This window comes from Natrinema sp. H-ect4, assembly GCF_041894845.1.
GTDB lineage: Archaea > Halobacteriota > Halobacteria > Halobacteriales > Natrialbaceae > Natrinema.
Genome location: NZ_JBHDYC010000002.1, coordinates 478,315 through 504,777, shown reverse-complemented (window position 1 = coordinate 504,777; position 26,463 = coordinate 478,315). Strand labels below are relative to the sequence as shown.

Genomic DNA, 26,463 nt, shown 5'->3' with positions numbered 1-26,463 from the left:
CAGTCCCATACTCGTGGCAAACCTATCGGACACTTCTCCACGGTCTCAATTATCGGTTAGTGGTGCTCCTCCGCCGGGATGCCGACCACTGGGTCTATCAGGACCTCATCAGAAACCATATGAAGAATACCCTCCCGGAGCTCCAGGAGTGCCTTTTAGAGGAGTACGGTAGTGATGTCGACGGTGCCCAGATCAATTGGCATCAACCACACGAACAAGAAACAGAATCGCCATCACAAGCCGCTGAGCGATTCCTTCGATATCATCGTGCGGTAGGGAAGATCACCGAAGCGATTCTTCGGTACACCTACCGAAACGACGACTATCCCTTAGCGGATGGAAGTTTCAGAAACGCGTGGGAGCAGATCGCGACCGATGCCGCGCAGCCGCCTCTCTCCTCATATGGAGTGCTCGTAACACAGACGCTCATTACGACAGCTTACTATGTGGATCGGATCGAAGGCGGAGAAGTCGGGTCTTGGGCTCTTGCCATCGCAAACGTGATGGAGAATGGAGATCCGAGAGTCGTCGAACAAGCGTTCGAAGAATTAGAGCGCGGCGACTACTCGAACCACAAACTTGTCTCGATCTACCTTCGTTATGGAGATGAGCAAGATGAAAGAGGAATCCTTACGCGATTATTCGGGGGACCGGCTGTTGACACTCCCTCCTTTGAAGACTGGTTAGATCCGTTTAGACAGAACGTACAAGAACGATATAGTCGGTTACAGGAAGGATAATATTCTTAGGATAATGAATTATATGTCATAAGCAATGTCGAGCCTCGACTCAATTCGGGCGTTTCTCGAGCGATATCAGAGTGGGAGTGCATATCGCCCCTCTGCATCGGTGCCACAGTTAGGCGACATACCACCACAGTGGGTCAGAGATCGACAGCAATCGACGATGAAGAGTTCCGACGAGCACGTCATTCCCCTCGACGAGTTCGAATTTCGCATTCAAGGCGAGGATGATGATCTCGAGGATAATCCAAACGTCGTTCGATATGAGAACGCGATCGGGGAGATCGAACGCGGTTGGGACGAGTTAGTAGGTCAATATGGTCTCGACGCCGTTTCGACGTATGTTCCGTTTCACGAAGATGAGGATACATACGGTATCTACATTCGGCAGCGCGGGATTCGATTTTTAGGCCATTTACTCTATCAGTGGAGTAGGGTCGGGTCCTTAGTTGAGACGCGTAAGGAAGCAACCGAATTTCTACTACAGAACGATCTTCAAAGTGGAGATCGTCTCTTCGATGGAAAGCCTCAATTCGATTCAATCGAAGATGCGTTCGCGCTCGCAAGGGAAATTCTTCTCCGGCATCAGTGGTTCCATCATCAAGCCGAGCTTCTCGCGGCCTACGCTGAGGATGTAGCAGACACACTCTATTATCCACAATATCATCACCAGCAGCTCTTCCCGTCATCGATTAACGAAAGCGTCGAGGAAGCCGTCGCAAACGCGTATGTCGCCCGAAGTCAGGCCTGCGTAGAACGGTCTCCCTCATGGCTCTTTCAGCCGCTCTTCGAACGGACGGTAGCAGCCCGCCGATCACAGACTATACACTATACGGAGTTTACCGATGATGACTTTGATGATGGCTGCTATGAGGTCTCACGCTCTCTTCTCGCTCAAGGGAACTCACATCCTACACGAGGGGGTGTGGAGTTAGCGAGACGATTAGTATTCGATACGAGGATTTCGAGAGCGATTCCGACTCGTATTTCCGTCTACATTACGAGGCGGGAGTCGGATTCGGATAATGCATCATATGCACAAGATGAATATCCGATTGGGCAAACATGGACTGTTGTCCGTACGGATACATGGAAGAGTGCATATAAAAAGGCCGATGGGAGTATTACGAGTCGCATAGATAGCGTTGTAGGGGACCTGAAGAAAGATCCGCGAAAGATTGAGTGGAAGGGGCGGGGAATAGGACCGAAACAGCGCTATTATGGAGATCTACTCGGAGGGACAAAGAAAATCATTTTTGAGGTAGACGACGACCGAAATCGTGTCGAACTCCTCGACCTCGGTGAGCACGATCTACCCCGTGAGTATGGGCTACACAAATCGTAACTTCTGTCCTCAAGTGACGGAGTAATTCTACTGGGAACCGCCCTACTTGTAGTCTTGTAAGACTTCTTCCGGAAACTCTGAGACAGCAGCGAAGAGAAGTCCGGATCCACTAATCGATGCTACCGGATCCCCATTTAATGCACCGAACGAAAGCATCGTTAATCCCGCTGTGGCCTGTCCTGCGGCTCCGATAATATCTGACCGATGGATATTCCCTCCATCCGTATAGAACGGATCTGTCTGAAGAATTTCGTCGTACGTATCCGCACTATAGCGTAAAATTCTCTGATTTACGGTTACTAACGACGATATATTTTGACCTTGTAACATATTTAGAGACGCTCCAGTTGGACCTTCGAGATGCGTATTGATCGCCATATTAGTTTTAGTGAATATAGTCGGATCCGGCTGAGGGTGCGTTACGGAGCTCAATGCTGGAACTTCGGACGATTCGGCGATAAGCTTCTGAGATGCATCGTCCGAGACTGTTGTCGAGATCCGATCAGCAATTCCGAGCGTGTTGTTGATATACCCGCGAAATGAGTCCGGATGAAGATACGAGTTTTCGAGTAGGAAGCCGTGGAGATCGTCTAACGGGTCGTCACGCCGCTCTAATTTCTTCTGGAACTCCACGGCCTGTAGAATCGGTCCTAGAGAGCCCGAAAGGTGTGAGCTCCAGGATTGAACGACATCAGTCTCCCTCGGTAGTACTTCTGATGACCATTCATGAAGTCTAGATAATTGGTCTCGTTCGAGGAGTCGTGCCGGTTCCGGATCGTCTGCTAGTTCTACGAGATCTAATGTTTCTATGTGTAGAATTTGATTCCGACTCGCTCCTTGGACGTTTTTATAAATCCGATATTCTTTCCCGTTCGTTACTATGCCCCAGTCGGCATCGAAATCACTCTCAAGATAGTGCCTTATTTGATCCGTAGCGTAGCCATTTAGGTTGCGACTCGGTCGTTTAAACTCGAAAATGATCGAGTGACCTTCCGAAACTTCGACGAGGAGATCAGGGCGTAATCTACCTTCACTCTCAATAACTGGTTCTGGAGTAACATCATAGTCTAAGGCAGCGAGGAATCGAGAGACTAATTCCGACTCGCTAATTCGGCTATTTTGTACCTCGTCCTCTGCGAGGATTTCGGCACTCGTACGAGCAAACTCCTGAACCTCTTCTAACGACATCTATTATCCTCTTATCTATGTCTGACTCCGAGCACGATACATGAACCTATGGGGAGCTGAGGGCCGCAAGTTCATATGGAACTATGTCTCATTGAAATCCCCCGTCTACCCATTAGTCGACAGCAAGGAGGTCGCTTATCTCCTCTTGTAGTTCCTCATAGGTGTCTTCTGTTGTTTCGAGATCGAGGCTTCCCGTAATCATAACACGCCCAGAGGCGAAGAGAAGAACGACGCTATCGGCTCCTGTTGGTCGATAAATCAATCCAGGGAACTGCTCAGGCTCGTATTCGGTCTTTTCGAGACCAAGACCGATTGCGAGCGCATTGAGATTCAACTATTCCCCCAGTTCCGCTGTGCAGACGATGTTCTGAATTCGGAACCACTCGTCATCGGGGGTAGGAATCATGCCGTTCCCGGCGAGCAGTTTGAAAAAGCGTTCTCGTATTGCATATGCTTCTTCCTCCGAATCTGCTCCGGTTGCGATGTATTTTCCAGTTCGATAAACGGTGATGAGCGGGGCGTCTTCCTCAAATCGCAGATATATGCCGGGACACTTGTCGGGATCGTACTCAGCAATCGAATCGATATCGGCAGCGACTTTCTCCAAATCAAACTCGGCATTCAGTCACCCAGAGGCTACGACATTGACAATTTGGAGTGTCATTTGACCACCTTTGCTACCCCTTTGATGATTCAGAGGGTTGGCTCTCCCGATAGACTTCCTGCCGAAGGTGCTCCGTGATAATCTCTTGAACCTCTTCGTTATCCATGAATTCTGCGAACAGTTCCTTGTTCCGTTCTCTGCGGTCTATAAACATCTTCGTGAGTTCACGGTCGAACTCCAGCGCGAAGTTCTCCTTCGAATTCACTCGAGCCGACTGACGGAGACTCTCGTCTTCGAGTGCGTCTTCCTTGAGTTGATCGAGGAAGTGGCGATCTGCTTCGGTAAAGTCGGTACCCAGAGCTTCATTTATTTTCTCCACAATGGTAGACAGTTCGATTTCTTCATCTTCTTGATTACCAGTCCCGGTTGTATTAGGCGAGGCTACCTCACCACTGGTTTCATCAAGCTCGATCGATCCCTCATTTGCTTTCTCTATACGGTAGTACTGCAGAGCCAGTTCGTCGTTGAATTCCACGCGGGACGAACCGCTCTTGCTGGGAAGTTCTTTATATAGAAATCGGCCAAATGTGTATAGCTTCTCTAGATCAGGATCAGAGTATGTTACGACCTGTGTCTGGAATTTGTAGAGCCGGAGGAACGCTTTCAGAGTCGAGCGAAAGTCGTCCTGCGTTTCCTTGTCCTTGACCATGAAACGGTCCTTTGCTTCTTGGATCCCCGTCTCTAATTTGGCGTGAGCCTGTTCAGTACCCCTGTTGTCGAGGCTGAAAAATTCCTTTGCGAAATCATCGACCTCAGATTGTTTGTAGATCTGGAACGCGTCAAGTTCTGATTCGAGCTTATAGATGTGCTGTGGATCGGTCGGCTCTTCGACCGTCGTGCGTTCATAGAACGGCTGGAACGCCTCGTAGATGTCGTCCTCGTCATTCTGGAAGTCGAGGACAAACGTGTCCTCTTTGCCCGGATGAGTTCGATTAAGCCGACCGAGCGTTTGGACGGCCTGGATGCCTGAGAGCTTCTTGTCCACGTACATGGTGTGGAGTAGAGGCTCGTCGAAGCCCGTCTGGTACTTTTCGGCGACTACGAGTACCTGATATTCCGGGCTCTCGAACTTACTCGGAAGTTCGGTCTTTTTGATCCCGTCGTTCATCTTGGGCTCGGTAAACTCGACACCGTCGTCTTCGATGGTTCCGCTAAAGGCGACTAGAGCGTTCAGATCGCTGTAGTCGTTCTCATCGATATAGTCGTCAATCTGCTTCTTGTAACGAACGGCATGTAGTCGTGACTTCGTGACGACCATCGCCTTCGCTTTACCGCCGATCTTCTTCTGAGTATGCCTGCGGAAGTGTTCGACGATGATCTCGACCTTCTGGGAAATATTGTGCGGATGGAGTTCGAGAAATCGCGAGACGGCCTTGACCGCCTTCTTCTTCGGAACTTGTGGGTCTTCCTCGATGACCTTCGCAATGCCGTAGAACGTGTCGTAAGTCATGTAATGCTGCAAGACGTCGAGGATGAATCCCTCGTCGATCGCTTGACGCATCGAGTAGAGGTGGAATGCCTCGTAGGTCTCACCGTCGTCGACCGACTCTCCGAATGCTTCGAGCGTCTTGCCTTTCGGGGTCGCAGTGAAGGCGAAAAAGCTGAGATTCTCCTGGGAGGATCGCGACTTCGCGGTCTTAGATATCACGTCCTCAGCGTCGTCGTCTTCGTCGAACTCGATTCCCGCAAGTATCTGTTTCATCTCGCGGGCCATCTCACCGGTTTGGCTACTGTGTGCTTCGTCGACGACTACGGCATAGTTGCGGTCAGGAAGTCCCTGCGTGTGCTCGATGACGTACGGGAACGTCTGAAGCGTCGTTATAATGACCGGCTTGCCTTTCTCCAATGCTTCAGCGAGTTCCTCAGACTTGGATCGGTTCTTGCCTTCGATACCGTGGACAACGCCGGTCTTGTGATCAAGTTCGTATATCGTGTTCCGGAGTTGCTCGTCCAGGACTGTCCTGTCAGTGACGACGACTACGCCGTCGAATACTGCGTCGTCGTTCTCGTCGTGGAGCGAAACCAGACGGTGGGTGAGCCAAGCGATAGATTTGCTCTTCCCGCTCCCTGTTGAATGCTGGATCAGGTAATCTCTCCCCGCGCCCTCTTCGCGAGCGCTCCGAACGAGTTTTCTGACGCACTCTAACTGGTGATAGCGCGGGAAGATCATCGTCTCAGACTCCTCGACGACGACGCCGTTCTTACGAACCTCTTCCTCATCGATGTGGATAAACCGCTGGAGGATCTCCATCCAGCTGTCCTTCTCCCAGACCTCCTCCCAAAGGTAGGCGGTCCGATGGCCATCGTCGTTCGGCGGGTTCCCGCCACCACCGTCATGGCCCTTATTGAACGGGAGGAAGTGCGTATCGTCGCCAGCGAGTTCGGTCGTGTATGCAACCGCATTCGTATCGACGGCAAAGTGGACCAGTGCGCCGCGCTTGAACTTCAACAGTGGATCGGCAGGGTCACGGTCCGACATGTACTGCGTCTTCGCCGACTCGATGGTCTGGCCGGTCTTCGCGTTCTTTAACTCAGCCGTCGCGACCGGAATCCCGTTGATGCTCAAACAGAGGTCGATACTTCGCTGGGGATTTGCCTTCGAGTAGTATAGTTGAGTGGTCACACCCAGCCGATTGGCATCGTAGCGCTGGCGAACCTCAGGATTGAGCCCGGTATTCGGCTGGAACGCGGCGAGGTCGATGGTTGTCCCCGTCGTCCGAAGGCCGTGGCGAACGAGTTCTAGCGTTCCGCGACTTTCTAGCGCACTCGTGAGGTCCCGGAGGAACGCTTCACGAGCGTTCCCTTTGTAGGCAGTTTCGAGTTTCTTCCACTTCTCTGGCTGGGTCTCTCTGACAAATGAGACCACAACGTTAGGGAAGATCCCTCGCTCGCGGTCGAACTCATCGGAGTCGATTGCTTCGTAACCACCGTGGTTGATAAGATGGGCCTCGATGTACTCCTCAAACGAACTTTCGTCGTGGATACCTGGAGTCATGCGAACGTTTCTTGTTTGTCAGGTGGTTGCCAATCACTTAAATCAATTTGGCCGGTGACAGCTTTCGTGATGAGGGCGCGCCTTTGCTCATCTAGCCGTTCTAATAATGATTCTAACTCAGAACTGAGCTTTTCAAGTCTTTTTCTCTCTTTATCTAAGTTTTGTACGATAGACCTTTGTGTACTTATTGATGGGAAAGGAACACGTACATTTCCAACGTCAGCTAATCCAAGCCCATCTTTTGTTCCTCCCCGTACTGGTTGAAGAAGTTGATACTGTCCCCGATGGCTTGCTAAGTAATATGCTATCCACTTCGAAAGAACTGACTTTGGCGGTCTAATAACAGCAATATGTTGATTCACGTATGCTTCACCAATGTCACTAGGAACAATCCCAACTGCCCCAATGTTCGCAGTAATTGAAACAAGGATATCGCCTGGTTGGACTCGTGATCTTTTAGCTTCAGAATCATTAGGAGGGGAGACGTACTTGAGGTCATCTAGATCTAATTGGATCTCATTATCCTGGAGGTTTGTTATCCTGAGAAACTTTGCCTCAGAACTTTCGTTATAATATTGAGCCCAACTTCTTGGCCCACTTGTGACAGATTTAGATATGTGCCGAATTTTAGGCTGATCAGAATTGACAGACATTCCAACGTCTTCACCAAATGTATGGGAATTTCTATACTGACTATTGCTTATAGATTTAGTTATCAATGCCGAATATCTCTCATTCAAATATTGAATTAGTTTTTCACTCTGATTATAGAGTCGATCAATTTTGCGAGTCTGATAATTAAGGTATGATACGATGATTTTCTGTATAGGTTTCGGTGGGTATGGAATCCAAGCGTTGGCCACATCACGCGTTGTCAGGCCATACCGCGTCACTCCAGTTGCCGCACCCTCAAATTGAAACGCGACGTAGCGCGAGTTAAGAGCCCAAAAAAGGAATTCAGGGAATACGACCTCCTCATCTGGACGACTTAGGAACAAGTGGTATCCACAAAGAACCCCTGGTAAGTCTTCGGAGACAAAGGCGGGAACTCCGATATCTTCCCAGTCTTCAGAGTCCTTTGTGAAGAGTATGTCACCTTCCCGAAGTTCGAATCGGTGAATCTCACGCTCAGTAGCAGTGGCACTCAGGAAATCGAACGAATGGTCTATGAACTCGTTATTGTATACCTCGGTGTAATTGCAGAGTTCAACTTCAAGCTCGTCGTCATTGGACTTTTTGTCTACACCGGAGGGGTTGACCTGGGAGACATGCTTGAGCCGCTCTAGCTTCCACTCTGGGGAAAGATGTGATGAGTCTGGCTTCCATCGGCTGTTGTTAGAATCGACTGTCTCCTCGTTGCCTTTTTCCATCATTGAGTGACCTCCCCGAGTAGTTCGACGATTTCTTCTTCTAACTCCTGAATGTCCGCGTCAATCTCTTCTAACGATCGCGGCGGTTCGTACTCGTAGAAGTGCCTATCAAAATTGATCTCATACCCGACGACACCGAGTTCCCCGTCCTGGTCGTCGTGGTACTTGCTGCTTTCATTGATCCACGCATTCTCGACGTGAGGCTTCACCTCTCGCTCGAAGTACTCTCGCGGGTCTTCGTCCAGTGGCACGCGCTCTCGGTCGCGAAGGTCACTATCATGATCTGGCTCTCCTTTGCTGTTCGTGACGATCTCAGCATCCGGATTTCGCTCGCCGAGCGCCCGCTCGATCGCGTTGTGAACGCTCTTCCGTACGTCCACACCGTGCATGTTGAAACACACCTCGACCTGGTCCATGAACTCGTCTCTGTCCATCCACTGTTTCTCCGAATCAAGCGTTTTCAGCGCCTCCTTCACTGCCTCCTGGGTCTCCTTGTCGCGGTTCGTGAACGCCCGCTCGTCGTCCAGGCTCTCGATGCGCTCCTCGGTCGCCTGGAAACTCATCCGCAAGGGCCGATCGATCACAATGCGTCGATAGCCGAACTCCTCGTTGTCGAGAACCTTCGAGCGACCGTTAGCTTCCAGATCGCCGAAGATATTCGTAATCTCGTCGATGTGATCATCGGTGAGCTTATGACGCTTCTCGCCGAGGCTCTCGTCCATCTCCTCGTACATCTCACGGGCGTCGATAAGCTGGATCTTGCTCTGGCGTTCCTCGGGCTTGTCGTTACTCAGGACCCAGATGTATGTGTGGATGCCCGTATTGTAGAACAGATTTTCCGGTAGACCCACGATGGCGTCGAGCCAGTCGTTCTCGATAATCCACCGGCGGATGGCCGACTCGCCGCTATTCGGACCACCGGTGAAGAGCGGCGACCCGTTGAACACGATCGCGATTTTCGAACCACCGTCTTCGGGCTCTTTCATCTTGCTGATCATGTGCTGGAGGAAGAGGAACGCGCCGTCACTCACTCGCGGCGTTCCCGCACCGAATCGTCCGGCGAAGCCCTGCTCCTCGTGCTCCTGCTCAATGGTCTCTTTGACCTTCTTCCATGAAACTCCGAATGGTGGATTCGAGAGCATGTAGTCGAAGGTGTCACTACTGAATCCGTCGTTGGTGAAGGAGTTGCCGTAGACGATGTTGTCCGGCTCCTGTCCCTTGATGAGCATGTCCGAGTTACAGACGGCATAGCTCTCGGGGTTCAACTCCTGGCCGAAGGGGTGGAGACGAGCATCTGGGTTTAGATCACGCACGTAGTCCTCAGCGACACTGAGCATACCACCGGTCCCACAGGCGGGGTCGTACACTGTTCGCGCCGCACCTGGTTCGGTAAGGGCCTCGTCGTCCTCGTCGAAGATGAGATTGACCATTAGCTCGATAACTTCGCGAGGGGTGAAGTGCTCGCCAGCGGTCTCGTTGCTAAGCTCAGAGAACTTCCTGATGAGTTCCTCGTAGATGTACCCCATCTCCTCGTTCGGTACTTCGTCGGGATGGAGGTCGATCTCGGCGAACTGACGGACGACTTTGTAAAGGAGGTCCGCTTCGTTGAGGCGCTCTACCTGGTGGTCGAAATCGAACTTGTCGAGAATCTCCTTCGTGTCCTCGTCGAAGGAATTGATATAATACTTGAGATTGTTCGCGATCTGGTCAGGGTCGTCACAGAGCGAGCCGAAGGTGTATTCGCTCGTATTATAGACGTTCTGCCCCGACGCCTGCTTGAGCATCGGGCCGACGTTTTCGATACCCTGATCTTCTAGTTCTTCGGCGCGTTCGAGCACTTTGTCTTTCGTCGGTTCCGTGACGCAGTCGAGTCGGCGGAGAACCGTGAGTGGAAGAATAACCTTCTGATATTCCGACTGCTTGTAGTCGCCACGGAGGAGGTCGGCAATAGACCAAATGAAGTCGACCTTCTCACTAAATCCGTTAACCATCTACCATCTTCCATGAAGAGCCAATTCTTAAGCGTTGGTGACTTGCGTGCCCTAATGTTGAATCCACCACATAAGATCGGGCCTATGTGACCTCTCAGAGTGTACTCTATTCGCCTCTTGATTACGACTGTCCTCTCTCAGAGGATAGCAGACGCGATTCTCCGACGTTCGTCCACTTCTCCTCGTGAATGTATGGATAGAAAGTCGCCCTCGGCACTCATAGGGCAATCCTAGTGTAAGAGTGAAACCCCTGACAGTAGGTTAATTATTAACTTCTCACTAGTGTATGAGATTAAATGAGTTTCCACCGCCGATAGTAGTAGAGTGGGAACGCGATAAACGGGAGTAGGACGCCCCCGAGGAGGTAGAGCCACGCCGTCGGGTTCCACTTGGAACGTGACCGGACACGGCGCATATCGAGATACCAGGCGATCGGAATCGAGACAAGAAGGAGAAGCCACACTATTACGAGTAGATCCGTGATCGGGTCGAGGAGCGAAATATCCGCAAGAATTCCGATAGCGGCAGCCACCACGAACACGCCACCGATGGCGTAGGCCACGTATTGATGCCACCCTAAGTCCCGAATGAATTGGATCGGTCCTAATTTCCCTCCCTCGCTTCTCGCTTTCTCACTACCTTCAGACCCTTCTATCGATGTCTTCGTCGCGCCGCCATCGGCGACGGATGGTTCCGACCTCCCGACCTGACCGTCGGACACGTATCTCGAGACGAGATCCGACGCGTCATATTCATCGATAAGTTGTGCGAGCTGATCGCCATCGACGAGCTTTACATTAAGATCTCGAGCGCGCTTATGCGCCGACGAGGTAAACTCGCTCGTCGTCACGACGATCACCGAATCCGCCCCCTCCACTTGCTGCTTGAGACTCGCGTACTGTTGGATATCCGGCCCGCCGACGGTCGTGTTCTCTCCATACCGTTTCGCCTGAATCACCTTTTTCTGCGGGTAGGGTGTCTCCTTTGTCGCAATCACGTCGATTCCGGCGTCTAGGGACGCTTGCGAGACCGTCGTCTCCCATTCCATCCGTTCCCAGAGATCCGCGACGAAATGCTCGAAGTCATAGTCATCCATGACTTGGAGCCGCCGCTTTACATCCTGCGCCATATGCCCTCCTCCATTAGAGAGGACTATAGTGTTCTCTGTTACCATATCACAAAATATGATGCCGGAGAAGGTATGGCGAGCTATCGGAATGGAGACTACACGACACCGCCTACACCGGCGGTAGCGAGCGTACGTAGTTCTCAATACCCGATGGGCGAAAATAGGGTCCGTTCTTAACTCCCACGTATAGGGACCTAGTACGTGGGAATGAAGAATGGATCACTCGCCTACCGTGGTTTTAGCTCGTCGGTAGAGGGCGGGTAGAGAGCGGATTTAGAGGAGGTCGTCCCGATTCTCGAGGCCTTCCTCTTGATCTGCCTCCGCGATCCCTTGCGGCTCCGTCTCTCGGCTCTCCCACGCCTCGCTCCATCGTTTCGTAGCCGGAAGGCTCTCCGCCTCATGCTCGGTATAGCGTTCGCGAATCTGCGCGAGGAACGGCGTATTGACGCTATCGCCGGCGATAACCGCTTGCCCCGGGGTAAGACCGGGAAGTTCGCTTAGGAGATCCTCGCCGACGTCTTCGACGCCCTTCTTTACGGCATCCTGATCGAGTGGATTCTGAATTTGCATAATGACCTGCGTCTTACACTGCGAGAGGACGTCGTCATCGATCTTACTCGGCCGCTGACTAATGATCCCGATCCCGATGCCGAACTTCCGGCCCTCGCTAAGAATCGTGCCGAGGACCCCGAGGGAGCGAGCATCGCCGTCGGCAGGTGCGAATCGATGGCCCTCCTCCAGCAGTGCGAAGACCGGGAAATCGAGTTCGCTCTCTCGCCCTTTCACGTGGTCGACCCGCTCGTTGTTGATCTTCCGGAAGAGCACACTCAGGAGCATCTGCTGATCCCGGAGATCCATCGTATCGAGCTGAAGGACGGTACACTGCCCCGGCTGGAGAAGCTCAGAGAGGGCAAGATGCTTACTATGGTGGAAGAGATCGCGATCGAGGGCTTTCTCGATGCGCCAGTCGAGGGCGCGAGCACTACTCTCTAACCCCTTTTCTGCGCCGACCTCCTGACACTTCTGCTTAAGCTCATTAACCGAGATGTACTCGCTATTTCCGTCCTCGCCCGGTTGGAGCCTACTCCAGGCTTCGGCGAGAACCTGCTCTTGAGCATCGGACGGATCGTCGAGAAGGGAAAAGAGATCGGATGTGCTCAGCTCGGCGATCCGGATATGAATCTCGTCGGGCTTGATTATCTTTACGTCGGGACCGTAGCCGTCTACCTCCGCTTCGAATCGACTATCAGTTTCCATCTCCGTGAGCGAGCCGTACTCGCCGTGTGGATCCGCAATAAGTACAGAGGCACGGGAGTCCGGCTGCATCATCTCCTCGATAAGGACCGATGCGGTGTAGGACTTCCCGCTTCCGGTAGATGCTAAGACGGAGAGATGCGTCGAAGCGAAGTTATCGATCGGGAGGGTGATCTGCGTTTGGCCCGGCGGCCGGTGGAGGAGTTCTCCGATATGAGCCGAGCCCTCGATTTTGGGGTCGACATCGGTTAGATACTCCTCGAGATCGGCGTCGGTCGCGAGTTTAATGTTCGTCCCCGGCTGCGGCACGATCCGGGGATTCGTGAAGTCGCCGAGTTGGTCGTCGAAGTAGCCGATAACCGTGGCCGTGATTTTGTAGAGATCGACACCCTCCGTCGAGATACCGAGTCGTCGGGCGACGGATTCCGGCGAGACACCTGGATCCGCCATGAAGTTATCCGGGAACCCGCGTTTCTGCTCTCGACCGGTAACGCGAGCGAAGATCTTCTTCTCTTCCTCGACGAGTTTCCCGTCCTCGTTCTCAACCTCGACAGTACTCCGATAGAAGATGAATTCGCCCGTTTTCAGCTCGGTATCGTCGGGCGTAACGAAGACGAACTCGTTCGCCTGATCGCCGGGTTCACAGCAGATGCCGACGGTCATGGATTAGATCCCCTCCATTTTCGTTTCCCATTCGAGATTTTTCTGTATCACGTCGAGTGCGTCCGCTTCCTCGGGACGCTCCTGCTTTAGGCGATCGAGTATCTGTGAGAGGATATCCTCGGCGAAGCCGCCCGCGATATCTACGATCCGTTGATAGTACTCGAGATGGAGTTCGCCGTCAAGCTCGTGGAAGGTAGTAATCTGCTCTCGGGGCATCTTTTGAACGACGTCATCGACTTCGAGGGTCCATCGCGGGATCGAGTGCGCCGCTTCAACGATGTCATCGTTCTCGTCGAGTCGGACATGACCAAGGAGTGCGATCCCGGTGAGGATCTGTTTCTCGTCGACGTAGCTCGGTTGGAAGATGTTCTGTTCCTCGGGCTGGGCGAGCCGTGGCCCTGTTCTCCCTTGATCCGGGTCCACGAGCTGCGTATCGTAGATGACACCGACAAACGCCCGCTCTTGCTCCTCGATCTCCTTTTTAATGTAGACGAACTCGCCGAACTCGTAGTCCGTCGGATCGGGCGGATTCTCTCGCATTCGATCCGTGTAGATCTCGCAGATGTAGTCGACGTGTGAATTCGACCCGATGATTTGCCCGATCTCTGGACTCGTGGTTTCTGTCATGGTTATCGTCGCCTCCGTTTTTTACTGAGAGCTTTGTTATTCCATCTCATCTCGATATCATTTTCATCCGAGAACTCTTGGCAGAGCCGTAAGAATTCATCTCGATCCTCACGGCTAAGGACGGCATCGGTGTCGACCGATTGAATGATCTCCGGGTACCCTCGCCCTACCCCCGCCTCCGCTCGGACGACCGAGAGGATGTGATCAACGAGATCTGCTTCGTAGACCCATCGTGGGAGTTCGATCCGATCTAACTGCGGCCCCGGACCGGTGTTAAGGTAGGTAAAGAGGATATCTTCCGAGAAATCGTAGTCGGTCCCCTGGTACGTCGTCTGAAGTTTCTGTAGGGTGCTATCGCGCTGTGAGCGGAAGAGGACCGTCCGACTACCCCAGTTAGTTAGTAGCTCGTCTAAGATCTGGTAGTCGCGGACGGATCGGTCGGCATCGACTATATCGAGCTCTTTGAGTAGTTTGCCGAGCTCGGTCGCTCGAGACCCGGAAATATACCCGAGCACGGGGACGTTATGATGCTTACTCGCCGCGATAAGGCGAGATAACGCCTCCCCGTACCGAGTTTGTGTCTTCTGATCCATCATCTGTGTAAACGAAAGGATCAAAGATCCATCGTACATCACGACGGGCCGCTTCTCGTCCTCGCTATGTTCCGCAATCCGATCTTCGAGGATCTCCATCTCGGTTTCGAACCGGGTTACAGGCACCTCTTGCTCATCGACGTGGACATACCCGGTATTCGGATCCTCGAAGAGGAGATCGTCCGGTGTGAGGAGTTCCGTTTCGACGTCCTCCTCGTAATCACCCTCTGCCTCGTGGTTATTCTCCATCCACACTACCTGAACGAGGCCGACAGGCTGCTCGAATTCAGCGATCGGATCGATCTGTGAGCCATCAGCAGCGACCGTCGTAACGCCTTCAAACTGACTTCGAGCCCACGTATTTACGTCCTCATGAGACTGCCAGTCGGTGCTCGCTTCGAAGGGGATGCAGAGCCCGTCGTGCTCCGCAAACTCCTGTGTAGGGATCGCACTCGGCGCATCTATCCGGCTTACTCGCCGATCGAACTCCTCTTTCGCTAACCCGGCGAGTGTCTCTGCTGCCTCTTGATAGGCTTCGATCGCTTCGCTACCGATATCTCTCGAGAACTCCGACTTTTTCTCTTCTAGCTCTTGCGCAACGAGGCGTCTATAAAGCGGCATCTATTGCTCCACCACCTTCGTCGCGCCGTTCCGCTTGCGAAGGGTAATCGCGTGTTCGGTCATCGATCCGAAGGTGTCGTCGTGACTAACGACCGTTAGCTGATCGAATCCATCGAGCTCCTGAATTTGATCGACGAGATTTCCTTTCTTCTCGTCGTCGAGGTTCGCGGTCGGCTCATCGAGGAAGACGACATCTACGTCGCTTAATAGCTGGAGCACGGCGAGCCGTACTGCTAGGGCCGCGCTCATCTTCTCGCCGCCACTTAGCTTCTGGAAGGGCTTTCGCTGATCGTTTTCTTCGACGATGATCTTGTAATCCTTCCGCCATTCAAGTTTTTCGCCGGGATTCCCGCGAAGCTGCCGGAATATCTTATCGGCTTCTTCCGAAATCTGCTTGATCATTACCTCCCGAACCTGTTCCCCGGCGTCATCCATCTTCGTTCGAAGGAATTCGCCGTACTCGAGGTCTTTCTCGAGCTCTGAAAGTTCGGTCTCCTTTTCATCGAGCTCCTCCTTTGCTTCCTCCATTGCCTCGATCTCCTGCTCGACCTCCTCTAATCGATCCGATTTTTCATCTATCCGGCCATCATATTCTCGAATATCGCCACGGAGATCCTCTACTGTAGACTCGAGCTTGTCTAACTCCTCTTCGTCGAACTCGGCGTCCTTCTCTTCCAGCTGTTCTCTTAGCTCCGTAGCTTCCGTCTCGAGATCGTCGATCTCCCCGCTAAGGGTTTCGACCCGCTCTCGGCGTTCCTCGACCTTATCCGCCGTCTCTTTCTTACTAACGTACTTCCGATGGTCGTCCTCAAGTTCGTCTAGCCGATCTTCGATTTCTTCGATCTCTGTCTCGAGATCCCCGAACTCATCGAGTTCCTCCTGCTTCCCCTCCTTTTCCTCCTCTACTTCGTGGATCCGCCTCTCTACCTCTTCGAGTTCGCCCTCGGCGTCCTTATTATTCTTGTACGTAATCTCTGCCTCCTGATACTCGGATCGTGGGTCGTCTAATTCATCGAGTTCGGCTGTAACCTCGGACTTGGACTCGGCATCCTCTTTCGCGTCTTCAATGCGTGTCTTGATCTCCTCGATTTCCGCCTCCTGCTCTTCCTTCTCCGCTTGTTCTGCTTCTAACTGGGGATAAAGGTCATCGAGTCGCTGGACTTGCCGCTGCGCTTCTTCCGCTTCCTCGATCTCGTCCTCGAGGCCTGCTAACTCGGCATCGATCTCTTCGATCCTATTCTGCGCATCGCTCTTCGCCTCGCGTTTTTCCGCCAAGACGTCTTCCCGATGGTCTGCGTCGAGATCTTGCCCGCAAGTCGGACAGCTCGCTTCATCGACGTCCTCAAGGATCTCTATTGCCTCATCGTACTCCTCGATATTCGCTTTGAGCCGCGACTTCTCATCGCGTAGTTTCTGTTCTTTCTGCTCTAGTTCCCCTAACTGGTCTGCCGTTTCCTGCTTCGCTTCGATTTCCTCGATCTCTTGCTGGAGATCGTCTATTTCGTCTTCCGTTTCCTTGAGTTCGCGTTCTTCTTTTTCGACTGCTTCTCGGAGATCTTCAATCTCAGTCTCTTTCGCCTTGATCGCCTCTAACCGCTCCTCTAATTCCTCTTGGCGCTGTTTCGGCTCCTCTAGCTCCTCCATCCGTTGCCGTGCCTTCTCCGCTTTCTCGTGAGCATCTTCTAGATTCTCCTTCTTCGCCTCTAACTCGGCGATTTGTTGATCTAGCTCCCCGATTTCGGTCTCTATTTTGCCCTTCTGTTCTTTCTCTTCGCGGAGCGTATCCAGCTTCTTGTCTTTCTTCTCATACTCTTCATACGCATCTTTGACCTCCTCGATAATCTCTTGCGCCTCTTCGGCCTCCTTGAGAGCAGCCTCTGCCTCTTCGAGGGATTCCTCTTTATTCCCGATCTTGTTCTCCTTTTCTCTGATCTCCTGTTGAAAGTCGTCGATAGCCTCTTTTAGTTCTTGAAGCGATTCCCGATCGTCTTCTTTCGCTTCGAGCTCCTCTTTCGCGTCGTCCAGCTTCTGGTCGAGCTCTTGAATCTCTGACTCGAGGTCCTCCTTTTCCTCTCGAGTTTCATTGAGACCGTCGACCTGTGCTTTTAGCCCTTCTAGGTCTTTTTCTACCGCGGTGATTTCGTTTTCAATCTGGTCGTTTACATCTTTGAGATCGCTCCAGACCTCGTCGTAGACGTCGACATCAAGAAGCGGATTGAAGACATCTTCTCGATTGGCCTGTGTCTTCGCGAAATCGTCGATAAACTGCGTCTGGGGAACCCCGATACTAGACTTCCAGAGTTTTTCTAGATCGTTCGATTCGGGAACGCCTAGGTGCTCTTTGAGCCATTCGACTCGTTCCTCCTTCCCGCTCAAATTGAGCTTATTCCCGTCTGCATCTACTATTTGGTGAGTAGATCGGTTAGCGTATCGTTCGACGGTGTACTCATTTCCGTCCTTATTCGAAACGAAGCTCACCGCGACCTTCCCACTACTCTCTCCGTCTCTTACGAACTCGGACTGGGTAAGACGAAGGTAGTCGAAGAGTGCGAACCCGACCGCTTCTTGGATCGTCGACTTCCCGGCACCGTTCTTCCCGACGACGGCGTTTACTCCCTCGGTGAGGTTGACTGCCCCCTGATCGTAACTTTTGATATTCGATAGGTTAACTTCCGTAATTCTCATTCATCATCACCCCCCGTCTCCGGGAAAAGCTGTCTCCGCTGGTCTTTGACTGTCTCTGCGACGGCTTCCGGCGACTCCCCTGCTAAAAGGCTCCGTTTCACGGTCGAGAGTGATTCTGCGACCTCTTCGGCCTCGCTCTCGTACCGCGAATCTTGACTGGCTAACTGTTGAAAAACGGCCTGCTCGAGTCTCGTTCTATCGATCTGGCCATCGTCTCCTCGAATCTCGTTCCCATCCTCTTCGAGATCTTGGATGACGCTAATGGCTTCCCGTGTCTCGATCGCAGGCTTTAGGCTAACGTAGATCGCGTCGGTTTTCTCTTCGACGATCTCCCGTATCCGGTCGATATCTAGCTGTGATCGGCTGAAGTTGAGAAGTCCGGTGAGATGCAGATCGATTACCGGGTCTCGGGGGTTTCCTTGTCGGGTATGATGTTCCTTTTTCTGGACCCTATGGAGATTCGGAATTTCCTCTTTGATCGTCTGCTTGAAGCCTTCCTCGAGCTCCTCGGGGGTATCGTAATGATCGACCTCGAAATCAATTCGGTAGAAGGGACGTCGCTTTGTGAGCCGATGGTTCGCGTCGATGCTTCCGTCTTTGTTACAATCGGCTAGATAGTACCCGAGATCCCATTGCGCCTCTCGGGTATCATGTGCCTCGAGCGAGCCGGGGTTGAATATCCATTCATCATGGCTGTACTGCTTATGGAGATGCCCGAGACCGAGATAGTCTACGAGGTCTTCTAACGGTTCTAACTGGTTATAGGAGAGCCCACCGCTCATCCCGGGAATATGCCCTTCAATCCCAAAGTGGCCGAGAAGAATAGTGGTATCGGCCTCGCCCTTCTCATCGTTAACTTGCTGGATCCCGTCCGCGACCGTTTCTAAATACCGCGACGTCTGTTGTCCTAAGTATTGAAGTCCGAAGATGCGGACACCGTCGATTTCGACATATCCAGCGGATGTTCCCGGAGCTTCGAAGTCGTGTTCGTCATATATTGGGCCATCCTCGGAGAGATCCGCTCTAAGCAGCACGAGATTCTCCTTCGCATGGAGGTACTCGAGCCAGTGGAGATCCTCTTTCCAGAGATTTGCGTCGTGGTTTCCTCGAATCCCGACGACGGGGATTTCTGCTTTCCGGAGCTTTTCGAGCCCCTTCTCCGCGTCACGGAGTGCGAGCGCGTTTACGTTCTTATTATGGAAGAGGTCCCCCCCGAAGACCGCGAAATCCACCTCTTCGTCGATCGCTTGTTGTATTAGCCAGTTATAGGTGAGATTCATATCGTCCCGGCGTTTCTTCGAATTATACTGCCGGTGTCCGATATGGGCGTCCGAGAAGTGGACGAACCGTGTTTGGTTATTGCTTGTCATAGCTAGTGTCCTCCCATCACCAATTGGTTAAACCATTACCATATTCTCTGTGATACTGATACATGCTGCAGGTTTCCGGCCTATTCCTACGTGAGACCGCGGGAGAGCGATGTTTTACCTTCCTAAATGCCGTTGTGATGATTGAGAGATACCTCGCTTAACCTTCATACATCACACCTACACGTTGCATATATTGGTTAACTTATTGGAGTGTTCTTGAGATATGGTAGGTATCCACAATGCCAAAGCTCCACAAATATGCCGCATCTAATCCGAAAGACGGATTCTACATCTACGCGAGACATAATGGACAGAACGTTACCTATCAGGTTACGAGCCTCGCGCGACGAATCTTCGATCAAATCGGTTACGGCGATAAGACGGAGATCACCGGTGAGATGCTCTATACGCTCCATCGGCTTCGCCTTGTCTACACGAATAAGTCCGGTGTCGAACCCCCGACCTCGCTCGACGAGATTACAGACGAGGTAGACGTCCCCTCCTCCGCGGAAGGCGATCGGAAGCAGTTCTTCCATACACTCCTCGAGGAAGGGGGCCTCGATCAGGAGGAACACGAGGACCTAACACAGTATCTCGAATCGCAGGATCTCGCGCCGAAAACCGGAGACGGCACTTCGGGGCCATTGCCAGCAGAGGAGTGGCGACCGTCGGAACCCGATGCGACGGACATCTACCGTGGGACAGTCGATTTCTTCAACGATACCGGTGGCTACGGGTTCATCGACTGTCCACTCCTTGAGGATGATGTGTTCTACCATATGGAAGATATGGGAGGACGCGATATCCAGGAAGGAACTCCCCTTGAGTTCGTCTGGACAGAGGCCGAAAAAGGACCACGGGCAACGTATATTCGAGAGCTCGATGATGGGGAGATAACTACGTATAAACGGACGCGCTCGATTGATCCACTTGCTGGACGCCCACCGCTCGATGTGTTTCAAGAGGCAGAATCGTATGATGCGGATGTAACCACTACCCTTCTCGGAACCGGCGGTCATTGGGCCACCGAAGAGCGTGTTCCGAACACGGTCATGCTCGAACGGGAGCCCGAACTCTTCCTCTTCGATGTCGGTGAGGGCGCACACCGACAAATGCAGCGCCATAAGACCGGGTTTGCTCTTGACACGATCTTCCTCACCGCTACGGAAACGGATCATATCGGCGGACTCGGCCCCCTTCTGAAGGCCCTCTCACTACAGGGGCGAACGAAAGAACTCGAGCTCTATACCCCTGTAAGCGGGATGGAAACGATCGAATCGATCCTCGATCTCTATGGCGAGTACGAGTTTTCGATTGAGGTAGAGCCGGTCGAGGATGGCATCGTCTACGAGGGCGACACCTACACCATCGAAGCCTTTCGAACCGATGTAGACGGCACTCAGCGGGGCTACGTCGTAGAGGAAGCACCACGACGAGGCACGTTTAATCGGGATCGGGCGGAAGACCTCGGTATCTCACCCGGGTATGATTTTACTCGTCTCTGTAACGGCGAGGTAGTAACGACCGAGGACGGGAAGGAAGTCGATCCACGAGAAGTGGTGGGCGACCCGACGCCCGGACGGAAACTCGTCTACACCGGCGATGTCGCGACCCCGGAGGAGATTCCAGTTATCGCAGACGACGCAGATCTCCTCATTCATGAAGCCGCCTATCTCGAGGGGGAGATCGATGACTCGGAGCATGCGACCGCGAAGGTAGCCGGAGAAATGGCACAGAAAGCAGGGGTCGACTCGCTCGTCCTAACGAATATTGCTCCCATATCCGAGCGGCAGACGAAGCAGCTCGAGGAACAAGCGGCGGTGCAATTCGACGGCGAGGTGGAGCTCGCAACTGATGGCACCACGCTAAGCCTTCCTGTTCCGGAATCGACGGAACCACCGACGACGAAACCAGCTATCGACTATGGTGAGCCGGTCGCCGAATCCGATCTAGAAGAAGGAATGTATGTTCGGCTAACCGTGGATCGGGAAAAGGACTCAGGCAAGGGGCTCTCGAAAGGAGGGTCGGTACACATCCGGAATGGTAGGGGGTATGTCGATGAGGCCGTGACTGTAAAGATCGTTTCTAAGAAGACAGGATACGCTATAGCGGAAGTCGAAACCCCATCGTCGGGAACGATGGTGTACCCATACAAACCAAACACAGCCTCATCGGGCGGATCAAAACAGAGTACTTCACAGTCCCGAAAGAGTTCGTCATCCAGTTCAGGGAAAGGGTCATCAGGTCAGAAACGAGTCTCGCGTGGGTCGAATCCTTTCAAAAGTGGGGGTTCGAATCATCTCCGTGACTTAGTCCGAAAGAAGCACTAAATACCATGAATTCGATCGAGGGACACCGAGAGCGACGTAGAAAATAGTCTTCTCGAGGATAATAAATAAGAACGATGAAAATAGAGTAGACTGTAATGTCCGCCTCGGAAGTCTTTAGCCAGACACAGCCGACATCCCACGAACTCGCGCAAGTGATTACGGCGCTCGATGAGACCCAGCCCGAACTCTATCATGTGCGATGGGAGAGCGAGGATCGAAACCATAGCACGACGTATGATGTCGAGGAGTTCCGTTTCGGGAACGGGCCGAAAATCAAAATTCGGAGGCAGATCGAACGGGCAGGTGGGCGAGCAGAGTATCTTATCGACTCGAACCCGCAAGGACAACCTCAAATCGTGCATCTCCGAAAAGATGGGTATCGCGATCGGAGCCGCCTTGTCGAGATTAACATTCTCTCGGACGATATCGAGTGGCGGCATAAGCTACAGTACGTGAGCGAAGAGCTCCGTCAGAGACTAAATTTCCCGACACCCGGTCTCGATCGGTCATAACGGTAGGAGCCTACCTCTACTTCCTTGAACATGAGTAAGAGGGAGGCCCTCCCCGCCGTTCTTAACTCACACGTACTAGATCCCTATACGTCCGAGTTAGGAACGGCGAGATCGGCGATCCCATAGGTGCCGATGTGTTCGTCGGAAACGACCTCATAGACGTGCGCTCCGGTCGAGGTAGCATTCTCCTCGATGGTGAGTTTCCCGTGCTCCGCGAGCCGATTAAGCGTCTGACGAACGGTATTCCGGGCGATCGAGGAAACCCCTTCGGCGAAGCCGGTCTCTGCCTCGATGATGGCGGCTTCGATCTCTGTGACGGTCGCACAGTCATGTCGTTTCATTTGTTCGACGACAGCCCGTTGCTTCTCTCCGTAGGGCCATGCGATGTCGTCGATCGTGTAGTCGACGAGTGAGTCCGGGAGTGCATCGGTGCAGCAGAAGACAATCCCACTTATCTCACGTTTCCGTGCCCACCGGCCGACCATCTGTGCATTATTACACTCGCGCACGCTTGCGAGAAGATCCTCCGCTTTATCTGCGTCAGGACCGACGAATTTCCGCCCATGTGCCCGTTTCCGACCGGTCTTATGGCACACAGTACAGCCAGATCCTCTGCAGTGATCACAGAGACACCGGTCGCAACCATCGCCACGTCTAGTACTACACTTCTCGCAGAGAATATCATAGCCACGATATTCGGGGCGGGCGGTATATCCACACTCGGCGAGACGGTCGAGTATCGGATCATCACCGGGATCGATGGATGCGTAGAGAAAGCCGACACTTTCGTCTCTGAAATCGTTCCGACTCTTTTGCTCGCCATGATGCATCATCACGGGTTCCTCGATTCCGACTTCATCCATGAGGGTCCCGATCCGATTCCTGATACTCTTCGGTGCTCCGGCGGTCGAGAATTGATCTGGATATCGATTATAGAGTGTTTCGATGATAACTTGGGCATGTTCTTCGTAGAAGTTCTCCATATTGGTCATCGGTCGACTTGCCTGACCTACTTGGACGACCGTTAGTTCTCGCTCAAACAACCGCCATAACTGCCGTTCATCGCGATCGAGCACACGTTCGATATCGATGTCCGGAAGAACGTTCTGTTCCCAGAGGGGTGGACAGGGCCATGCATCAAGGCCGATTACGCTCCGACTTACGGAGAAATCGGGGATATTTCGGACCGAGCAGACCTCATTATCGGCATTAACGACGACCGATAACCACTTCCTTTCAGTTTGTTCTTCGGCGTCATTATAATTATCGGACTGGTTTGATGCATATTCGAGTATCGCTGTCGATCGCCCGTTTTGGTCCGCCTCTTTCGAGAAAGCTTTCCAAAGTACCCGCGTGAGGACCGGAGCGTGCTTATGGGCGTTTTCCCCATAGTGAGGCCAGTCTTCCGACGGATCCTGTTGAATTGATTCCTCTACTTCCGTAGCGTCTACATCGGAGCGGGCAAGCGAAACGAACTGTTCCCAAGTTTTAACCGGCGCATCGATCTCGCGTAAGAACGATCTGACCATCCTTTGAATCCGCTGCTGATGGTGTTCATCAGAATCGCCGAATTCAGTGGTATACCCCGGTTGTTCATCTTGGAGAACATTCGTTCCCTGGCGAAGACTCGGTACATGTAGGAGGGGATCGGTCGCGATGATGAGGTCATAGCAAGGCGCATCGTAGTCATCGTGTCGCGGCACATGTTCCCACTGTTCCCGAAGTGGACACGTGGCTTCCCCGGCACAACATGGGAGAGTGCCGTCATAGAGCCACTCCGCTCTACTGTGGCTCTCGCCGGCCTGATGGCCTCGAGTTTCGATTTCATCGTTGAACCACTCACTTGCGGGAATTCCTTCGATCCAGACCTCATCGTCATAATCGCCTTTCGCAACGGGGCAAAGATCATCATAACTTTCGAGAACGGCTACTTCTAAACCATTGTCCTGAGCCCGGTTTTTTGCCTCATTGCGTGCTTCCGTTGTCCCGACAGAGAGCACGACTGGCTCACCGCCGGTAATATCCCGACGATCAAGCCATCGTGTTCCGACGATTAATCCGGTCTTCCCGAGGGCCGTCGGGGCGACGAAGAGACGATTTTGCCTTTGGGCCATCGTCTCGAAAAGCGCGCGCTGGAGGCGCACTTGGACCTGATCTGTCGTCGGCCACTCGAAGCCATGTTCTCGGACAGCCCGTCGCCGTTCGTTCGGGTCCAGTGCTCCGAGCTTCTCTATAAGCTCGTCAAGGGGTGTCGTAGTTTTCCGATCAAAGATCTCGTCGACTGTGCGGATAGCTCGATCGACGATAGTGTTGAATTCCTCGGGGGAGACCTCATTCACGAGGGGGAGTCGGCAGAGTACCCGCGCTATCTGGTCTCGATCTCGATAGCCGCGTTGCTCCCACGTGAGGAGTGTACTCCCGGCAAAGAGTGCCTCCTTCGGCGAGGGGAACTCGTCGATCTCCCCTTCCGAAAGTCGTGTAAACGTCTCTGATCGGCTTTTCACACACCGAATGAGTTCGTCTTCGGAAACGCGGAGTTCGCTCGCTCCTTGAGCACTACTCATCCGACATCACCTCGCTCTCGATGCGCAAATCACGGTTCTGAATCGGTTCTCCTCGGCATTCGTCCGTTGTGTCGGTTTGCCGTTTGGCTTTCATTGTTTAGTCTTCTTGTCGGATATGACGGGGAGAACCGGAGCCACGGCTGCCGGCGACCTTCTGACAAAATACTTATGTGCGTGGGAATCGACCACTACATTAGTACTCGTCGCGGCCACGGAACCGGGCGAGTTCTCCTCGAATTGCTTCGTGTCGTCGGTGTGGGTAGGTCCAGATCCGACGACGCTTTCGGAGACGACTATCGGCTAGTATCGCGGTCCTCCGAACTGGATTTCTCGTTCTGCTTCCTACCCTCTGGTTCGCCGATCGCCTGGAGGTCTAATTCGATAAGATCCCCATAGTCGAGCGCTAGTTCGTCTCGTACGGGCCGTGGAATGACGACTCGGCCGTTCTTTCGAATCGGGACGGTTACGCGCATGGCACTATATGGCGATACGTGCCATAGCATGATAGTAGTTACTTATAAGGGTGACATGCTCGTACGAGACGATTGATGGAGGAGGGATTTATATGAGTGATCGAAACGCGGGCTTCCTATGGGAGAACGAACGACGGTATATCGATAGCGCGGAACTCGAGGGTACTAAGCCGCGGAAGGTCAAATCACAGCTAAAGAATAGCTCGGCGACTGCAACGACGGTCGGGAGGACGCTTCGAACCTACCGCCGGGATCTCGAGCGTGTAGAGAAGTTCTGGCAAGAACGTATGGCCGACGAAGGCGGGAAATACTACCTTGATGATGTCATCCACCCGGCGAACGAAGACGAGATCCGGAAGCTCCACACTCTCCTCGGGAACTGGCTAGAGCGGGCGGAACGGGACTTCGTCGAGCAAGAGGACGAGATCCTCGCGGTCCATCTCTACCCGCTCTGGCAGGATCTCGATATCGACGGGGAGACCCACCCCGTGAGACATCTCTTCGGGGAGCGCGACGATGGTGAACCCGATTCGGAGCGAACGCCGAGAGCGGAGCTCATTGCCCGTCGCGAGGCGCTAATATGCCTACTCGAAGACCCACAGTTGCGTGAGATACTGATGTGGGTAGACGAGCATCCGAATCGGAAAATCCCGAAGGAGAAGGAGCAGAACGGGAAGGGAAAGCGGTGGGAAGCAAGTCGGTGGCTCCGAAGTGAATACGGACTCGTCGAAGAGACGGGTGGCTTCGACCATGTCTATGTCCTCACTCGTCGTGGTGAAGCCGTACGAGATGCGCTGTCTAAACTCTCGACCTCCGAGGCCCAAGCGGTAGCCGATCTCGATACCGAAGAGACGTTCCGAACATGGTTACGGCTTCTCAACCGACGGAAGGCGCGTACCGAATAAGCGCCCTATCTATTCTAATGAGAGTATCACCCTCGGTGCTTAGTCTCCAAATTCTCTATGAACCATATCGATCTCATCGATACCCCATTTCCGAAGCTTTTCAGCTACTTCCTCCGGTTGACCTGGGATTTCCCCTTCCACGCCATGGATATTGTCATCTTCATTGCGTATCTTACGTTGTAATCTTTCTTCTTCTGCCGGCATTATACCAAGATTGAACCAAGATATCCTCCTCGGTCGTGTCCATGATGAGATAAGAAGACCTGTAGCGATAAATTCGCCATTTTGAAGCATTAACTTTGCAGAAGATAGGTCCATAGTTAGTACATCAGTTTTTCCGTTATGACTTGGTCCAAGTACACGAACATCGGTATGTATCATATCAATTATTTCCTTATTATTCATTATTATCACGTTTTTCTAGTCATCTTTTCCTCACTG

The 26,463-nt window shown here is 52.8% G+C and carries 18 protein-coding genes; 4 read left to right on the top strand and 14 right to left on the bottom strand.

The features are described 5' to 3' along the window. Both ACEWFR_RS05345 and ACEWFR_RS05340 read left to right on the top strand, forming a co-directional pair. On the top strand, positions 1-740 hold a 740-nt coding region (locus ACEWFR_RS05345), incomplete at its 5' end, for a hypothetical protein (RefSeq protein WP_374060048.1). A gap of 166 nt (positions 741-906) precedes the next feature. Beyond that, complete coding sequence (locus ACEWFR_RS05340) at positions 907-2,088, top strand: hypothetical protein (RefSeq protein WP_374060047.1); 1,182 nt, start codon at positions 907-909, stop codon at positions 2,086-2,088. 42 nt (positions 2,089-2,130) lie between these two features. Here ACEWFR_RS05340 and ACEWFR_RS05335 read toward each other — a convergent pair whose 3' ends face one another. The 12 genes from ACEWFR_RS05335 to ACEWFR_RS05280 all read right to left on the bottom strand — a co-directional run bounded on the left by ACEWFR_RS05335 (position 2,131) and on the right by ACEWFR_RS05280 (position 19,238). Next, on the bottom strand, positions 2,131-3,276 hold the full coding sequence (locus ACEWFR_RS05335) for a hypothetical protein (RefSeq protein ID WP_374060046.1): 1,146 nt from the start codon (positions 3,274-3,276) through the stop codon (positions 2,131-2,133). Positions 3,277-3,388: 112 nt separating this feature from the next. Next, positions 3,389-3,610: a TATA-box-binding protein gene (locus tag ACEWFR_RS05330; protein ID WP_374060045.1), complete on the bottom strand. Its 222-nt coding sequence runs from the start codon at positions 3,608-3,610 to the stop codon at positions 3,389-3,391. Further along, positions 3,611-3,901 carry a TATA box-binding protein gene (locus ACEWFR_RS05325; RefSeq protein ID WP_374060064.1) on the bottom strand — a complete coding sequence of 97 codons (291 nt, stop codon included), beginning with the start codon at positions 3,899-3,901 and terminating at the stop codon, positions 3,611-3,613. A 52-nt stretch (positions 3,902-3,953) separates the two neighbouring features. Further along, positions 3,954-6,935: a type I restriction endonuclease subunit R gene (locus ACEWFR_RS05320; RefSeq protein ID WP_374060044.1), complete on the bottom strand. Its 2,982-nt coding sequence runs from the start codon at positions 6,933-6,935 to the stop codon at positions 3,954-3,956. After that, entirely contained in the window at positions 6,932-8,305 is a 1,374-nt protein-coding gene (locus tag ACEWFR_RS05315; protein WP_374060043.1) for a restriction endonuclease subunit S, read from the bottom strand. The genes ACEWFR_RS05320 and ACEWFR_RS05315 overlap by 4 nt, the downstream gene beginning before the upstream one ends. Next, positions 8,305-10,296, bottom strand: a complete 1,992-nt coding sequence (locus ACEWFR_RS05310; protein WP_374060042.1) for an N-6 DNA methylase — start codon at positions 10,294-10,296, stop codon at positions 8,305-8,307. Before ACEWFR_RS05310 ends, ACEWFR_RS05315 begins: the two co-directional genes overlap by 1 nt. A gap of 292 nt (positions 10,297-10,588) precedes the next feature. Continuing rightward, complete coding sequence (locus tag ACEWFR_RS05305) at positions 10,589-11,425, bottom strand: restriction endonuclease (protein WP_374060041.1); 837 nt, start codon at positions 11,423-11,425, stop codon at positions 10,589-10,591. Positions 11,426-11,698: 273 nt separating this feature from the next. Further along, positions 11,699-13,342, bottom strand: coding sequence for an ATP-binding protein (locus tag ACEWFR_RS05300; protein WP_374060040.1), 1,644 nt, complete (start codon positions 13,340-13,342; stop codon positions 11,699-11,701). A 3-nt stretch (positions 13,343-13,345) separates the two neighbouring features. After that, positions 13,346-13,969, bottom strand: a complete 624-nt coding sequence (locus tag ACEWFR_RS05295; RefSeq protein WP_374060039.1) for a hypothetical protein — start codon at positions 13,967-13,969, stop codon at positions 13,346-13,348. 2 nt (positions 13,970-13,971) lie between these two features. Continuing rightward, complete coding sequence (locus tag ACEWFR_RS05290) at positions 13,972-15,183, bottom strand: DNA double-strand break repair nuclease NurA (RefSeq protein ID WP_374060038.1); 1,212 nt, start codon at positions 15,181-15,183, stop codon at positions 13,972-13,974. Further along, positions 15,184-17,868 (bottom strand): AAA family ATPase, encoded by a 2,685-nt coding sequence (locus ACEWFR_RS05285; protein ID WP_374060037.1) that lies wholly within the window; start codon positions 17,866-17,868, stop codon positions 15,184-15,186. It abuts the gene before it with no gap. Then, on the bottom strand, positions 17,865-19,238 hold the full coding sequence (locus ACEWFR_RS05280; RefSeq protein WP_374060036.1) for an exonuclease SbcCD subunit D: 1,374 nt from the start codon (positions 19,236-19,238) through the stop codon (positions 17,865-17,867). The genes ACEWFR_RS05285 and ACEWFR_RS05280 overlap by 4 nt, the downstream gene beginning before the upstream one ends. A gap of 239 nt (positions 19,239-19,477) precedes the next feature. On the opposite strand from ACEWFR_RS05280, the gene ACEWFR_RS05275 reads away from it, so the two are divergent. After that, positions 19,478-21,568 (top strand): cold shock domain-containing protein, encoded by a 2,091-nt coding sequence (locus ACEWFR_RS05275; RefSeq protein WP_374060035.1) that lies wholly within the window; start codon positions 19,478-19,480, stop codon positions 21,566-21,568. A gap of 595 nt (positions 21,569-22,163) precedes the next feature. On the opposite strand, the gene ACEWFR_RS05270 is transcribed toward ACEWFR_RS05275, so the two are convergent. Further along, on the bottom strand, positions 22,164-24,644 hold the full coding sequence (locus tag ACEWFR_RS05270) for a hypothetical protein (protein ID WP_374060034.1): 2,481 nt from the start codon (positions 24,642-24,644) through the stop codon (positions 22,164-22,166). Positions 24,645-25,404: 760 nt separating this feature from the next. On the opposite strand from ACEWFR_RS05270, the gene ACEWFR_RS05265 reads away from it, so the two are divergent. Continuing rightward, entirely contained in the window at positions 25,405-26,022 is a 618-nt protein-coding gene (locus ACEWFR_RS05265; RefSeq protein WP_374060033.1) for a hypothetical protein, read from the top strand. Between the two features lie 39 nt (positions 26,023-26,061). On the opposite strand, the gene ACEWFR_RS05260 is transcribed toward ACEWFR_RS05265, so the two are convergent. Continuing rightward, positions 26,062-26,427 carry a hypothetical protein gene (locus tag ACEWFR_RS05260; RefSeq protein WP_374060032.1) on the bottom strand — a complete coding sequence of 122 codons (366 nt, stop codon included), beginning with the start codon at positions 26,425-26,427 and terminating at the stop codon, positions 26,062-26,064. Positions 26,428-26,463: the final 36 nt, after the last annotated feature.

Bases quoted from the DNA above. Each gene is read 5' to 3' on its own strand.
- ACEWFR_RS05340 (WP_374060047.1), top strand. From the start codon at position 907: ATGAAGAGTTCCGACGAGCACGTCATTCCCCTCGACGAGTTCGAATTT.
- ACEWFR_RS05335 (WP_374060046.1), bottom strand. From the start codon at position 3,276: ATGTCGTTAGAAGAGGTTCAGGAGTTTGCTCGTACGAGTGCCGAAATC.
- ACEWFR_RS05320 (WP_374060044.1), bottom strand. From the start codon at position 6,935: ATGACTCCAGGTATCCACGACGAAAGTTCGTTTGAGGAGTACATCGAG.
- ACEWFR_RS05315 (WP_374060043.1), bottom strand. From the start codon at position 8,305: ATGGAAAAAGGCAACGAGGAGACAGTCGATTCTAACAACAGCCGATGG.
- ACEWFR_RS05310 (WP_374060042.1), bottom strand. From the start codon at position 10,296: ATGGTTAACGGATTTAGTGAGAAGGTCGACTTCATTTGGTCTATTGCC.
- ACEWFR_RS05305 (WP_374060041.1), bottom strand. From the start codon at position 11,425: ATGGCGCAGGATGTAAAGCGGCGGCTCCAAGTCATGGATGACTATGAC.
- ACEWFR_RS05300 (WP_374060040.1), bottom strand. From the start codon at position 13,342: ATGACCGTCGGCATCTGCTGTGAACCCGGCGATCAGGCGAACGAGTTC.
- ACEWFR_RS05295 (WP_374060039.1), bottom strand. From the start codon at position 13,969: ATGACAGAAACCACGAGTCCAGAGATCGGGCAAATCATCGGGTCGAAT.
- ACEWFR_RS05290 (WP_374060038.1), bottom strand. From the start codon at position 15,183: ATGCCGCTTTATAGACGCCTCGTTGCGCAAGAGCTAGAAGAGAAAAAG.
- ACEWFR_RS05285 (WP_374060037.1), bottom strand. From the start codon at position 17,868: ATGAGAATTACGGAAGTTAACCTATCGAATATCAAAAGTTACGATCAG.
- ACEWFR_RS05280 (WP_374060036.1), bottom strand. From the start codon at position 19,238: ATGACAAGCAATAACCAAACACGGTTCGTCCACTTCTCGGACGCCCAT.
- ACEWFR_RS05275 (WP_374060035.1), top strand. From the start codon at position 19,478: ATGCCAAAGCTCCACAAATATGCCGCATCTAATCCGAAAGACGGATTC.
- ACEWFR_RS05270 (WP_374060034.1), bottom strand. From the start codon at position 24,644: ATGAGTAGTGCTCAAGGAGCGAGCGAACTCCGCGTTTCCGAAGACGAA.
- ACEWFR_RS05265 (WP_374060033.1), top strand. From the start codon at position 25,405: ATGGCCGACGAAGGCGGGAAATACTACCTTGATGATGTCATCCACCCG.
- ACEWFR_RS05260 (WP_374060032.1), bottom strand. From the start codon at position 26,427: ATGAATAATAAGGAAATAATTGATATGATACATACCGATGTTCGTGTA.